Annotated in this window: 10 protein-coding genes and 1 pseudogene; 4 read left to right on the plus strand and 7 right to left on the minus strand. The window is 62.3% G+C overall.

What is annotated here, in order from left to right:
* On the plus strand, window positions 1-987 hold the full coding sequence (gene dhaK, locus NKI17_RS03850; RefSeq protein ID WP_352681376.1) for a dihydroxyacetone kinase subunit DhaK: 987 nt from the start codon (window positions 1-3) through the stop codon (window positions 985-987).
* A gap of 284 nt (window positions 988-1271) precedes the next feature.
* Here dhaK and NKI17_RS03855 read toward each other — a convergent pair whose 3' ends face one another.
* Window positions 1272-2063 carry a DUF2259 domain-containing protein gene (locus NKI17_RS03855; protein WP_352839976.1) on the minus strand — a complete coding sequence of 264 codons (792 nt, stop codon included), beginning with the start codon at window positions 2061-2063 and terminating at the stop codon, window positions 1272-1274.
* Window positions 2064-2233: 170 nt separating this feature from the next.
* On the opposite strand from NKI17_RS03855, the gene NKI17_RS03860 reads away from it, so the two are divergent.
* Together NKI17_RS03860 and NKI17_RS03865 are read left to right on the plus strand one after the other, a co-directional pair.
* Window positions 2234-4141, plus strand: coding sequence for a propionyl-CoA synthetase (locus tag NKI17_RS03860; protein WP_352905423.1), 1908 nt, complete (start codon window positions 2234-2236; stop codon window positions 4139-4141).
* Between the two features lie 121 nt (window positions 4142-4262).
* Window positions 4263-5036, plus strand: a complete 774-nt coding sequence (locus NKI17_RS03865) for a metallophosphoesterase family protein (protein WP_352905424.1) — start codon at window positions 4263-4265, stop codon at window positions 5034-5036.
* A gap of 15 nt (window positions 5037-5051) precedes the next feature.
* Here NKI17_RS03865 and NKI17_RS03870 read toward each other — a convergent pair whose 3' ends face one another.
* From NKI17_RS03870 to NKI17_RS03895, 6 genes are all read right to left on the minus strand, one after another.
* Window positions 5052-7472, minus strand: coding sequence for a polysaccharide biosynthesis tyrosine autokinase (locus tag NKI17_RS03870; RefSeq protein WP_352905425.1), 2421 nt, complete (start codon window positions 7470-7472; stop codon window positions 5052-5054).
* Between the two features lie 149 nt (window positions 7473-7621).
* Complete coding sequence (locus NKI17_RS03875; RefSeq protein WP_023676320.1) at window positions 7622-8518, minus strand: UTP--glucose-1-phosphate uridylyltransferase; 897 nt, start codon at window positions 8516-8518, stop codon at window positions 7622-7624.
* 75 nt (window positions 8519-8593) lie between these two features.
* Window positions 8594-9544 (minus strand): glycosyltransferase family 2 protein, encoded by a 951-nt coding sequence (locus NKI17_RS03880; protein ID WP_352634985.1) that lies wholly within the window; start codon window positions 9542-9544, stop codon window positions 8594-8596.
* Window positions 9534-10484: a glycosyltransferase family 2 protein gene (locus NKI17_RS03885; protein ID WP_352577813.1), complete on the minus strand. Its 951-nt coding sequence runs from the start codon at window positions 10482-10484 to the stop codon at window positions 9534-9536. The genes NKI17_RS03880 and NKI17_RS03885 overlap by 11 nt, the downstream gene beginning before the upstream one ends.
* Window positions 10484-11476 (minus strand): glycosyltransferase family 2 protein, encoded by a 993-nt coding sequence (locus NKI17_RS03890; RefSeq protein WP_352634984.1) that lies wholly within the window; start codon window positions 11474-11476, stop codon window positions 10484-10486. The genes NKI17_RS03885 and NKI17_RS03890 overlap by 1 nt, the downstream gene beginning before the upstream one ends.
* A gap of 11 nt (window positions 11477-11487) precedes the next feature.
* A complete protein-coding gene (locus tag NKI17_RS03895) occupies window positions 11488-12660 on the minus strand; it encodes a glycosyltransferase family protein (RefSeq protein ID WP_352905426.1) in 1173 nt (390 codons plus the stop codon).
* A gap of 302 nt (window positions 12661-12962) precedes the next feature.
* Between NKI17_RS03895 and NKI17_RS03900 the strand changes: the two are divergent.
* Window positions 12963-14015 (plus strand): annotated as a pseudogene (locus NKI17_RS03900) (polysaccharide pyruvyl transferase family protein); the annotation flags it as partial.
* Window positions 14016-14145 lie beyond the last annotated feature (130 nt).

Raw genomic sequence — 14145 nt, forward strand, 5'->3', positions numbered from 1 at the left:
ATGAAGAAATTTTTGAATTCGGTCGATACGGTGCTGACCGAGAGCCTCGACGGCTTCGTTGCCGCGCATGCCGATATCCTGGCGCTTGGCGAGGAACACAAATTTGTCCGCCGCAAGCTGCTCACACCGGGCAAGGTGGCGCTGATCTCCGGCGGCGGCTCGGGTCACGAGCCGCTACATGGCGGGTTCGTCGGGCACGGCATGCTGGATGCGGCCTGCCCCGGCCAGGTATTCACCTCGCCAACGCCTGACCAGATGATGGCGGCGGCCGAGGTCGTCAATACGGGCGCCGGCTGCCTGTTCATCGTCAAGAACTACGAGGGCGACGTGATGAATTTCGACATGGCCGCTGAAATGTCGGAAGGCGTGATGCAAATCGTGACCAATGACGACGTTGCGGTCGAAAACTCGTCCTACACCACCGGCCGGCGCGGCGTCGCCGGCACGCTGGTGGTCGAGAAAATCGTCGGCGCGGCGGCCGAACAAGGCATGGCACTGGAGCCGTTGAAGGCGCTCGGCGAGCGCGTCAACGGGGCGACGCGCTCGATGGGCGTGGCGCTGACCAGTTGCACCGTGCCGGCGGCGGGCAAGCCGACCTTCGATATCGGCGACGGCGAGATGGAGTTCGGGGTCGGCATCCACGGCGAGCCTGGGAGGCGGCGCGACACATTGAAAAGCGCCGATGCTATCGCCGAGGAGATCTGTACCGCAATCCTGGGTGACCTGGGCGACGGTGCCAGAGGCCAGGCGCTACTCTTCGTCAACGGCTTTGGCGGCACACCGTTGATGGAGCTTTATCTGATGTACAACAGCGCCCGCAAAATCTTCGAGAAGCACGGCGTGACGGTGATCCGGTCGCTGGTCGGGTCCTATGTGACCTCGCTCGACATGGCCGGCTGTTCGATCACGCTGAGCATGCTCGACGACGAGGCGGCTGTTTGGTGGGATTCACCGGTACATACGGCCGCGCTGCGCTGGGGCATGTAGCGGCGGAGAATGCCCCAGAAATAGTCGGTGACAAGACCGGTATCGGCAACGCCGCGCATCGCCAGACAGTTGCCCTCCTCACCCTGCGTAAGATAGAGAATCTGCGGGTTTGGGGAGCTCGAGCATGCGTTACAATTGGGATCGGGCGCCGACGGGTTTCGAGCGCCATGGAAAGGTGCTGGCAGCCGCCTTGCTGATCGTCGGCGGGGTCGGACTTATGCTCGCTGCCCTCCCGCTTTAGGGACAACAAACTCGGGTAGCGGACTACGTCTCAGCGCGTTGCCTCAGTGCGCCTGGCCAGTCACGGCGATGAAACGGCGGTCGCGCCCTTCAAATCCCTGGCTGAAGCGTTGCACGAGCACCGCAAGCACGCCCGGTTTTCCATCGGGGGTGAATGCGTAAGATTCCGACAGGCTGTAGGAAGTCGGGCAATTCCTCGAACCGGGCACCGCCTTGTCCTCATGCAGCAGCTTGATCGGCTTGCCGTCCTGACCCTGCAGCGTCAGGCGAAAGCCGAGCGCCTTGCCGGTCGTTTCGCCTTGCTGCGTCGCGTCGAAACTCGCTGAACAATCCGCCGTGCTGTCGGCACGGATCTGCTCGAGCTGGATGGTGCCAAGCTCGTCATATGCCGGCGAAAGCCATTTTTGCGAAACCTGCTCGAGGCGCGCAATGTCATTGTAGGCGACCATGTCGTCGGGAAAGGTGAACCTGTCCAAGGCAGTCCGCTCGCCGCGCGGCGCGATGGCATATTTGGCCAGCAAGGGCGCCGCCAGTTCGGCGGCCTGTGCCCTCGCCTGCGCAAGCGTCAATGTCGAATCCTCCGTCTCGTCGGCGATGACGATCGGCTTGCCGCCGACGAACTCATCGGTCCGCGTGTCGATGATGTCGATCTCCGACCAGCCCGAATCCGAAGCACCGGCATCGAGCGTGCCGTACTGTTCGAAGGCGAAGTAGTTGCCGTCTGGCGAAAAGCCGATGACGCGCCGGGCCGCCGCGTCGCCTGCCTGAGCAGCTGAAGCGAGCACCACCGCCAGCGTCGCAACCGCGGCAAACCCAAGCTCATATCGCAATTTCATCGCGCCCTGCCCCTAATGCCGAAAATTCGAACGATACCGGCCCCCAGACCACCATGACCCGCACTTGCGGCCAAGTTAGAACGACAGCAAACGAAACGCACAAATACATGGTTACACAAACCAGCATACGCTATTTCAAGGACAGCAAACATTCCTGGGGAGGAAGCTGGATGGCGTCACGCTACCACGAGGTCTATGACGGCTGGAAACGCGACCCGGAAAAATTCTGGGCCGATGCCGCCGGCGCAATCGACTGGTTCTCGCCCTTCGAGACGGTGTTCGACGCCAATGCCGGCGTCTATGGCAGGTGGTTCATTGGCGCCTCGTGCAACACCTGCTTCAATGCCGTCGATCGTCATGTGGCGGGCGGCCGCGCCGACCAAATCGCGCTTATTCATGACAGCGCGATTTCGGGCACAATCAGGAAATTCACCTATGCCGAGTTGAAGCGCGAGGTGGTCGCACTGACCTCGGTGCTGAAGAATCGTGGCATCCAAAAAGGCGATCGCGTCATCATCTACATGCCGATGGTACCGGAAGCAGCCTTCGCCATGCTCGCCTGCGCGCGGATCGGCGCCGTGCATTCGGTGGTCTTCGGCGGCTTTGCCTCGCATGAGCTCGCCACCCGCATCGACGACGCCAAGCCGAAGCTGATCATCTCCGCTTCCTGCGGCCTGGAGCCAGGGCGCGTCGTTGCCTATAAGCCGCTGCTCGACAAGGCGATCGAGATGTCGCGGCACAAGCCGGGAAGCTGCCTTATCCTGCAGCGCGAGCAACTGCGCTGCGAACTCAGGGAAAACCACGATATCGACTATGCCGACGCGGTGGCGCGGGAGCGGGCCGCGGGTGCCAATGTCGACTGTGTTCCGGTGCTTGCCACCGATCCGCTCTACATCATCTACACGTCGGGCACGACCGGCCAGCCGAAGGGCATCGTGCGCGACAATGGCGGCCATATGGTCGCGCTGAAATGGTCGATGGAAAACGAGTTCGGCGTCAAACCGGGCGAAGTGTTCTGGGCGGCTTCCGATGTCGGCTGGGTGGTCGGCCATTCCTATATCGTCTACGGCCCGCTGCTGCATGGCTGCACAACGATCCTGTTCGAGGGCAAGCCGGTCGGCACGCCCGATGCCGGCACCTATTGGCGTGTGATCGCCGAGCATGGCGTCGTCGCGCTGTTCACCGCGCCAACCGCCTTTCGCGCCATCAAAGGACAGGACCCGAAGGGCGAATTCGTCCCGAAATACGACCTGTCCAAATTCCGGACGCTGTTCCTCGCCGGCCAGCGCGCCGATCCGGAAACCATCAAATGGGCGGAGCAGAAATTGACCGTGCCGGTGATCGACCATTGGTGGCAGACCGAGACCGGCTCGCCGATGACCATCAACCCCGCCGGACTGGGCCTGCTGCCGGTCAAATACGGCTCGCCCGGCGTGCCGATGCCCGGTTATGACATCCGCGTGCTCGACGATGCCGGGCATGAGGTCAAGCGTGGTACGCTTGGCAATGTCGTGGTGAGATTGCCGTTGCCCCCCGGCTGCCTGCCGACGCTGTGGAATGCCGACGAGCGGTTTCGCCAAGCCTATCTCGACGAGTTCCCCGGCTTCTACAAAACCGCGGATGCCGGCATGATGGACGAGGACGGCTATCTCTATGTCATGGCTCGCACCGACGACATCATCAATGTCGCCGGCCACCGGCTATCGACCGGCGCCATGGAGGAGGTTCTGGCCGCGCATCCCGACGTCGCCGAATGCGCCGTCGTCGGTATTGCCGATGCTATGAAAGGCCAGGTTCCACTCGGCTTCGTCGTGCTGAATGCCGGCGTCGACCGCGACGCCGGCATCATCGAAAATGAGGTTGTCACCCTGGTGCGCGAACGGATCGGCCCGGTCGCTGCCTTCAAGACGGTGGTGACGATCAAGCGCCTGCCGAAGACGCGCTCCGGCAAGATCCTGCGCGGCACCATGCAGAAGATCGCCGACAAGGAGGAATGGGCCATGCCGGCAACGATTGACGACCCGGCCATCCTCGACGAGATCACCGCCGCGCTGAACCGGCGCGGCATCGGCCTGTAAGGGGCGCCGAAGCCGAGTTGCGTCCGAAGCTCCGGTATGGAACGACCGGCGCCGGACGTGGTATCCACGCGCGGTGTCGTCATGTTGTTTCGGAATCGAGACGCACCCACAGCCATGCGAGATGCCATACGTGACCCTGTTCCAGCGATCGAGAAAGCCCCAGGCCGCGGCACGCCAGCGGCTGGAGATCGATATGCGGGGCGCAGTCGTCTATGCGATCGGCGACGTGCATGGCTGCTACAAGGAACTCCGCGCCCTGGAGCAGAAGATCCTGCTCGATTCGGCGCCCTTCGAAGGGCGCAAGCTCATCATCATGCTTGGCGACTACGTCGATCGTGGACCCCAGTCGGCGCGTGTGCTCGATCATCTGCTGGCGCCGCCGCTCCAAGGCTTCCAGCGCATCTGCCTCGCCGGCAACCACGAAGTCGTGATGCTGAACTATCTCGACGGGATCATTTCGAGAGAGTCGTGGCTGGCAATAGGCGGCCTGCAAACGCTGTTTTCCTACGGCGTCGACCCGGAGCGCATGGCCGATCTCTACGGTTCAAACGAGGAGGTCGACAGGCGCATTCGGGAGATCATCCCCGCCGACCACGTCAGTTTCATGCGTGCGCTGCCGGTCATGGTCTGTTCGGCGAAATTCGTATTCGTTCATGCCGGCATCAGGCCGGGCATCGACCTAGCCACACAAGACGAGGACGACCTGCTCAACATCCGCTCGGAGTTCTTCGAAGCAGCGCATCTTCTCGACCGCTATGTCGTGCACGGACATACGCCGGTCGACACTCCGAAGCTCGAGGGACGCCGGCTTGGCATAGACACCGGCGCCTTCCAAACCGGCCAGCTGACCGCCCTCAGGATCGTCAACAACCGCGCCAGGTTGATATTTTCCTGAGCGCGATGTCGTCGCTCAGGCGGCTGCCTTGGTGCGCGCTTCCGATTTTTCCAGATAGTAGCTCGAATATTTGTCGAAGAATTTTTCCGAGCCGCCGATCGCGCCATATTTGGCCAGCTTCTTCAGTTCGACCTTGTTCAGCACCGCGCCAATGATCTTCTTGGCGATGTAGGGCTCCGAGCTGAGCATGGATTGCACCATCGCACGCGGCGTGCGTCCCCACTCGGTGACCAGCACGAAGCCGTCGACAAGCGGAGCGAAGGCCTTGGCGTCGACGACAGGCCCGAGCGGCGGCAGATCGACGATGATGTATTCGAAGGTTTCCTTGGCGTTATCGATGAAACGCCGCATGCCGGCTGAAGACAGAAGCTCGCTGGTATGCGAAAACTGGCCACGCAGGACGGCCGGGATGATAGCCAGCTTGGTCTGCCGGTCGATCTTGCCGACCGACTGCCATGTCTGCCCGCTCACCACAGCTTCCATCAGGCCCTGTTCGGCCTCCATGCCGAGGCTGCGGCTGAGGCCGGGATTGCGCAGGTCGCCGTCGATCAGCAGCGTTTTCGATCCGTTGACGGCAAGCAACCCGGCAAGATTGGCCGCCACCGTCGACTTGCCTTCGCCGGGAAGCACCGAGACCACGCCGATGACCCGGCTGCCCTGGCCCTCCATCACGACGTCGAAGGCGATCTTTGCGTTGCGCAGCGTCTCTGAGAACATCGATGCCGGTGCATCGACGGTTACCCGCATCCGCGCACGTTTTTCAGCTGCCGACAATGTTTTGGAGGGCTGGGATTTGGAGGACTTGGCGGTCTTGGATTCAACGACTTTGACGTCAGGCTGACCGCCATTGCGTTGCTCATCCTTGCCAGCCTTGCCGATGACCGGGAGATAGCCGAGGAATTTGAGGCCGACACGGTCGCGCACATCCTCGCCGGTCCTGAAGAAGCGTTCCCTGAATTCATTCAGACCACCAACCCCTGCCCCTATCATTATGCCAAGCGCCAGCGAAAGCCCCAGCACGATGGCCGTTCGCGGGGTTGCGGCCGACTGCGGCATCGTCGCGTCCGAGATGACCCGGATCTTGCCGACCGGGAAGGATTGCTGCTGGGCGGCCTCCTCATAGCGGTTCAGGAACGTCTGGTAGAGCGTCGACAGCGCCGTCGCCTTTTGGTCCAGCTCACGCAGCTTGACCTGCGACTGGTTGTCGATGGAGCTCTTGCCAGCCGCCAAGGCGACATTTGCGCGGAGCGCGGTTTCGCGCGCCAGAGCGACCTCGTATTCGTTGCGGTAGCTTTCGGTCAGTTGCTTCAGCTCGCCGAAAATCTGCGCCGATATGTCGGCCTTCTCCTTGGCGAGCGCGACGGCCTGCGGATGTTGCGGGCCGAAATTGGCTTCGACGTCCTGCTGCCGCTTGGCGACGGCGAGATAGCGGTTCTTCAGCGTCGTGATGACGGAGCTGCTCGGCTGGTCGTTCGATATCGCGGCGTCCTTGAATGCATTGTCCGAGCCGCTTTCGACGATCGACTTGTACTGCTGATAGCGGGCGCCGGCACGTGCGGTATCGGCCTGCGCGACGATCAGCTGGGTGTTGAGATCGGACAATTGCTTGTCGCTGATCAGCTGGCCGTCATTGACGGCCAATCCGTGTTCGGCCCTGAACTTTTCGACCGCTAGTGCAGCCGACTGGGAGCTCTCACGAAGCTCGGTCAGCCGGCCTTGCAGCCAGACCGCCGCCCGCTCGGTGGCGTCGAAGCTGGCATCGAGCTGATCGGCGAGATAGGCGTCGGCATAGGCCTTGGTGATGGCGGTCGCAAGCGCCGGATCCGTCGCCTGGAAGGAGATGCTGATGACAAAGCTTCGGCCGATCCGCTCGGCGTCGAGTTGGTTCTGCAGTTTGAAGATTGCGTAGTCGCGGGGCGACGACGATGCGGTGATCGCGTCACGCGTCGCAGCATCAAGCTGAGTGACATCGGTTGTGCTAGCGGCGCGCTTGGGGCGGACAGACTGGATGATACCGCGCACAAAGCCAGAAACCTTCGACAGGGCCGATGTCGGAGGGTTCATGAAAGCGTCGTTCTGATCGAGCTTCAGCTTGTCGACGACCACCCCCGCCAGCCTGGCCGACTGCAGAATTTCGATCTGGCTCAGAACGGCGGAGTCGGTCTGCATGCTGACCGACGCCGCCGAAATGTCGTCGACGACCTTGTTCAATCCTTCGTCGATCAGCACGCTGCTCGTCGCCACATAGGTAGGAGGCGTCGTCTGCAAGTAGAGCACGCCAAGAAAGAGACCGATGACGGCGCAGGCGGCAACCACTTTCGCCTGCCGCGCGGCCATGCCAAGCAGGCGCTCGATGTCGATGAAGTCTTCGGCGTTTGCCGCATTTGAAGCCGGCAATGGCGTCCTCTTGTCGACAGGAAAATTGGCATAGTTCATCTTCGGTCCAATTCTAGTTTGCAGGCGCTACCGCCTCGAAGGTCGGGACATAGGGTGCAAACCTTGCGCCGGACAGTGCGCGTTACGCGCGGCGCAACGGCCTGTCCTGCGTCATCAGCCGCACCCACAATGCCTCGAAAAAATGGACATTATGCGGCTTCTTCCCGACGCTGATGCGACCGGACGAATTCCTGCAGCATCTCGAAGATCGGGCCCTTCATGTCCTCCCGCGCCAGCGCGAAAGCGACATTGGCCTGAATGAAGCCCTCCTTCGAACCGCAGTCGAACATGCGGCCGTCGAAAGGCTGGGCGAAGAAGGCCTGGGTCTGTGCGAGACGCACCATTGCGTCGGTCAGTTGTATCTCGTTGCCGGCGCCGCGCTGCTGGCTGGCCAGCAACGAGAATATCTCGGGCTGCAGGATGTAGCGGCCGTTGATGTAGAAGTTCGATGGCGCGTTGGCAGGAGCCGGCTTTTCGACCATGGCCGTCACCTCGAAGCCCGTGCCGACATCAGCGCCGCGCCCGACAATGCCGTATTTGCTGGTCTCGGTCGGATCGCAACGCTCGACGGCGATAACGTTTGCGCCAGTCTGCGCATAAAGATCGGCGACCTCGGCGAGACACCCGCGCCCGCCGAAGGACACCATGTCCGGCAAAAGCAATGCGAAGGGCTCGTCACCGATGACTTCGCGCGCGCACCAGACGGCATGGCCGAGGCCTTGCGGCGACTGCTGGCGGATGAAGCTCGTCGCGCCGGCGACGGGAAGCAGGCTTTCAAGCGATTCGAGTTGCGCCTTCTTGCCGCTCTGCTCCAGGGTTCCGATCAGTTCAGGATGCAGGTCGAAATAGTCCTCGATCACCGCCTTGTTGCGGCCGGTGACGAAGACGATGTGCTCGATGCCGGCCTCGAACGCCTCGTCAACCGCATATTGCACGACAGGCCTGTCGACCACCGGCAGCATTTCCTTCGGCATGGACTTGGTCGCCGGCAGGAACCGCGTTCCGAGCCCCGCCACCGGTATGACTGCCTTCCTGACTTTTTTCATTGCATGTTCCTTCTGAGGAGATCGATTTCAACCCTGTCGCAGGCGGCGAAACTGTCTTCATTCACCTGCAGCCCTTCACCTCCCCGCCACCACGGCAAACTGTGCCGCTACCCTTCGCAGCCGGACGGCGATCGGCATGCTCATATGCCGAACCGCCGCCGGATCGCTGAGCGCCGTCCATATCGCCTTGAGCGGGGACCGCGCCTTGATGTGCTGGACCAGCGACAGGAATGATGCCGCCCGGCGCAGGCTGCGAGCGCGCCTGGCGAACGCCGCCTCGGCCGCAGCATCCATGGAATGGGTCGCGGCGAAGGTGGCATCGGCCCTGCGCATCGCCTCGACGTGATGAAGTTCGAGCACCCGGGAGATGGAGCCGGTGCGAATGTGGTAGATATAGCCCGTCGTCGGCTCGACCACGCATTTGCCCCCCTTGGCCAGAGCACTGGCCAGGAGGATATAGTCTTCGCCAATGATCAGGCTTTCATCGTAATGCAGCCCGTTCTCGTTCAGGAACCGGCGCTGGAAGATCGGCTTGAGGTAGCCGAGATTGAACCTCGATTCGAAGAGGACATTGCCGCCGATGAAATCCGCCAGCGAGATTTCACCGAGGCCTTCCAGATAGTCGGCCGGGAACATCGTCTCTTCGGCAACGCCATCCTCGCGAACGACCTGCAGATTATCGACCGCGATCTCGGCGCCCGCTTTCTCCGCGCGTTCGATCATGGTGCAGATTCGCCCGGGATAGACCGCGTCGTCCGAATCTAGGACCGCGACCCACCTGCCGCGGGCAAGCTCAAGGCCGGCATTCCTGGCGCCGCCGGGGCCACGGTTTTGCTCAAGCGCGACAACGCGTACGATGTCTTCGGGGTAGGATCTCGCCAGGTCGAGCGTCCGGTCGCGCGACTTGTCGTCGACGACGATGACCTCGACGCTGATATTGCGCTGGGCGACGGCACTGGCAATCGCCCGATCGATGGTCGCCTCGGCATTGTAGGCGGCAATCACGAAGCTCACGTCAGGCTGCACGCTTGCCCCCTTGCTGCGGCGAAGACAGGCCGTATTGGCGGATTTCACGAACCCCGACGAGGCCGCTGACGACGCCGACATGCATAATGCCGCGAAGCAGGCTGCGGTTCCGGCGTACGGGGTCGATGGCGACCGGAATTGCCGACAGGAAACTGTAGGCGGCCTTTGCCGCGGCAATGCCGACCTGCTTGAGCCGGGCAAGGCCGTGTGCGTTGCGCCCCAGAAGATGACCGTGCGTCTGCCCAACGCGGAACCGGCGGCGGCCGAGCCAGTCGAATGCCGCCCTGGCAGGTGGCACCGCTTCGTCGACCCAAGCCTCCGGCGAAAAGGCGATGCGGCCGCCGGCCTTGACCATCTGGTCGAAGAATTCCGTATCTTCGCCGCCGGTCTGGCCACGTGCCAGGCTGAAGCGCCGGCCGCGCAGGCTCTCAGCGCCAATCCTGAGCAGGACGTTGCAGGTGTAGCCGGTGCGGATTTCGCCGCTCACCCAGACCGGCAAGGTCGAGTGGAAATCGCCTTTGCGCATCCAGGCGGGCGCATCCGGCAGGTAACGGGCTTGCACCGGCCCAAGCACCGTCGCAGCACCTGTTGCTTCCGCCGTCGCCACCAGTTCGGCAAGCCAGCCAGCGGTGGCCGTCTCGTCGTCGTCGATAAAGGCGACGAAATCCGCCGCACTGGTATCGAGGCAAGCGTTGCGCGCGATCGAGATGTTGCGGGCCGGGGCGTGCCGGTAGGTCACCGGCAGCTTCAACTCCCCCGCCAGCTTGGCGACCAGCGTTTCGGCCGTCGGCGTATCGTCGTTGTCGGCGATGACGATACCGACGTCGAACCCCGCGGGCATGTCCATGGCCGCTATGGAGCGAAGCGTGTCGGCAAGCTCCGGCCGGCGGAATGTGCAGACGCAGATATCGATGCTTCGATTTTTCCTGACCGGGTCCATCACGCTACCCCGCGCTGCGGTCGCGGTGCGAGCAGTTGCAGCCAGAAACCGACCGACCAGCCGAAATGCATGACCATTGCCGAGACCCCGGCAAGCGCAATGTCGGCTTTGCGCTGGCTGACGGCGGTCCAAAAGCCGTAGCCGAGGCAGACCGACGCCCATAGCAAAAGCGGCACGGCCGCCAGCCAGTGGACGAAGGAAAAGGCGGCGAGAAGAACCACGGGGAACACTAGAAGCGGCACCATCTGCCGGATCTTCGGGATCATGCGGTGCTTGAGAACGTTCTTCGCCCGGCCACGGCCATAGCCGAGATATTGAAAATAGAGGCCCTTCAGCGAGGAGCGCGGGTAGTAGACCATTTGCGTCTTGCCGGTCATCCAGATGCGGTAGCCGGCCTGGCGGAGCCGATAGTCGAGTTCGGCATCCTCATTGTGGCTGAAGGTTTCGTCATAGCCGCCGACCGCGGTGAAGGCCGATATCCGTATCAGTGCGTGGTGGCCATGATCGACCCATTCCCCCGCCGAAAGATGCCGGTGCTTGGAGCCGCCGGTGCCGAGCCTGGAGTTCTGCGCCGCTGCCGCTGCTTTCTGAACCATGCCGCTGCCGCTGGTCAGCATTGAGACGACGACCGAATCCGCACCGGTGGCTTGCGCTTCTTCGACCAGCCGGTCGCAATAATCCGCTGGATAGCCGCCATGCGCGTCGATGCGAATGAGATAGTCGACGCCTTCCCCGAACCTGGCGACGGCGAGATTGATTGCCGCGCTCTGCAAGCGCTTTTCATTGTGCAGCAGGATCACCCGCTGATCTTTTGCGGCGATGTCCGCGACGATCGTCCTGGTGCCGTCCGTGCTGCCGCCATCGGCAACGATGATCACGGCGCCCAGCCTCTCGGCCGCAGGGCGGAGCTCTCGAAGCAACGCGCCGATATGGGCCGCTTCGTTCAGGCACGGAACCACGATCATGCAGGATGGAATTTCGGTTTGCGTCATCGGCAGTCCTTCTATGCCAATGCTTCGGCAGCATATGGACCGGGAGCCGCAGTCAGCCCGCGGAGCTTTTCGACGAGCGCCCGGCAATCGGCGCGGTCGTAGCTCCAGATGCGCGGATTGCGGGCGAGAACACGCGCCCTCAATGTCCCGAACCGATGCTGCTCCATCGTGCCGACGGCGGCTTCGAGCGCCTCGGGCGTGGCTTCTGGCAAAAGAACCCCTATGCCTTGCCGGTCGAGGAACCGGCCGGTTTCGGTGGCTCCCATCGAAATCGGCACGGCTCCGAAGCGGCAGCCCTCATAGAGCCGATTGGGCAGCAGCCATTCGGAGTTCAGGCCCTGCTCAAAAAAGTCGATGGCCCAGGAAAAGTGGACCTCGCGATAGATCGCCGCCATATCCTCGGGATTGCGATAGGGCCCGCCAAACGAGAGCCAGGGTTCCGATTCGACGAAACCGTGGAAATCGGGAAATTCGGACAGCGCCGGGCGCCCCCTGAGGACGATTTCAAAGCGGCCGTCGAGGCGGCGCGAAAATTCGGCCAGAAGCTCCAGGGAGCGACGGCAGCGAAGCGCCCCGAACCAGCCGATCCGCCAAGGCGGCGCTACGGGGTTCTCCGGCGCCGCGCGGTCATCCAGCGAGGCCGCGGCTGGCTCGAAATACTTGTTTTCGAGCAGTTCGACCGGGGCGGCAATCTGTCCGAACGGCTTGAAATAGTTGGCGATGAAGGCCGGAGAGCTGGTCACCAGAAGCTTCACATCCCTGGCCAGGAAGCGTTCTGCGCCGCGCATCGCCCAGCCCAGCGGATCGTCGCGAAGCAGCAGGCGATGGATATCCAGGCACTCGTAGACGATCGGCACCGTTGCCTGGAAAGCCGACCTGGCGCGGCGGGCAAGCGCCAGCATTTCCAGATTGCGCGCGATAATGAGGTCGGGCCGTGGCATTGAGCCCAGCTTCGAGCCGGTCGAGACGACTGCCTTCATGATCGCGGCCAGACGTTGGGCGAATCGGCCATCACGAGTCGGGCCGAGATCGATCGGCTGCAAGCCCTCGACATCAGCAACTGCGCTTGCCGTACGACGAAAGCCCGCCAGCGTAACCTGGGCGCCGCCTGCCTTGAGCATTATGATCCGCCGGCGCACTGCCGGGTCGGAGACGTCGTGTACCAAGTACAAGACATGCAGCATGAAAACTCGACCGCTGTTGGCCCGCCCGCGACAATGCTAGTACAGCTCTTGCTGCATCGCAACATTTTTGGTTGCAGCGTAGCAAAGATCCCCGTTTTTTGTTGCACTGCAAAATCGATGGGTTAATCTCGCTCTGCTTGGGCCACATGGACCGCGCGTTGGCCTGCCATCGGGCTGCGCGCCAATAATCACGACGCGAGGACCATCCTTGGCGTGCAGCATTTTCGGCCAACCCGCCTGCAATCCGCCCCTTCGCACCCGTCGATGGAAGCACGGGACTACTCACGAAATGAGGTCATTCCATGAAGATCGCGGTTGAAAACACCGTCTGCCTGAATACCGGGGATGCAGCGATTCTCCTGGCGATCCGCCATGTTTTCAAGACGATCGTGCAAGACGATATCCAGTTCTACGTCTTCGACAGCCAGCCGGAGGTGGCGGCGAGGCTCTACACGAAGAAAGAGTATCCTGATCTCGAATTCCACAAGCTGCTGTCGGAATCGCTGTTCCGCTACAAATACGGCAGCGGGCTGAAGAACCTGTTCAAGCCGATCTACAATCGGCTCGTCCTCAATGCCCTGCGGCGGTTCGGCATCCGCGGCGTTCTCGGGCGTTTGTTCAGCTCAAGCAATCGCCGTGGTCTCGAGATCTACAAAGACGCCGACCTCGTGGTCACGACAGGCGGAACCTATCTTGTCGAGACTTACAATCTGGAACGGCGACTCAATCAATTCCGGATCGACGCGATTCTGGGCAAGGACCCCGTCTTCTTCACGCAATCGCTCGGCCCGTTCAACAAAAGTTACAATCGCCAGGAGTTGAGCCCAATCTTCGATCGGAGCCCGCTCATCCTGCTGCGCGACGAACGTTCGCGAGGCCACATTGTGGACATGGTGAAAGACCCCGGCAAATGCCACGTCGTGGCCGACGCCGTCTTTGCCCTGGCCGACACCGACAGGATCGGAAAAATTCTGGCCTCCGGCCAGTCGGCGACCGTCACCGGCCGCGTCGCCATTTCCGTCCGTCACTGGAACTATGTCAGCGACGGCGAGGGCGGCATGCGCCGCTACATCGACTCGATCCGCGCGATCGCGACCATCCTGGTCAGGGACCACGCCAAGGAGGTCACCTTCGTCTCCACCTGCCAGGGCGTGCCGGAATACGCCCATGATGATTCCAAGACGGCGCGGGCTATCGTTGCCGAACTCGATCCGGAGATCGCCAAGCATGTCAGCGTGGACGCTTCGTTCCACACGCCGGAGCAACTGATGGCACTGGTGAAAGGCTTCGACTTCGTTGTCGCAACGCGCATGCACATGATGATCATGTCGCTCTGCGTCGGCACGCCGGTGCTGCCGATCGCCTATGAATTCAAGACCAAGGAACTCGCCAAGCGGATCGGCGTCGCCGACCTGCTGCTCGACATCGACACGGTGACGCCCGAGGAAGCGAGCGAGAAGCTCGGCAGACTTACCGCCAATCTCG

Source organism: Mesorhizobium sp. M0816, assembly GCF_040320005.1.
In the GTDB taxonomy this organism is placed as follows: domain Bacteria; phylum Pseudomonadota; class Alphaproteobacteria; order Rhizobiales; family Rhizobiaceae; genus Mesorhizobium.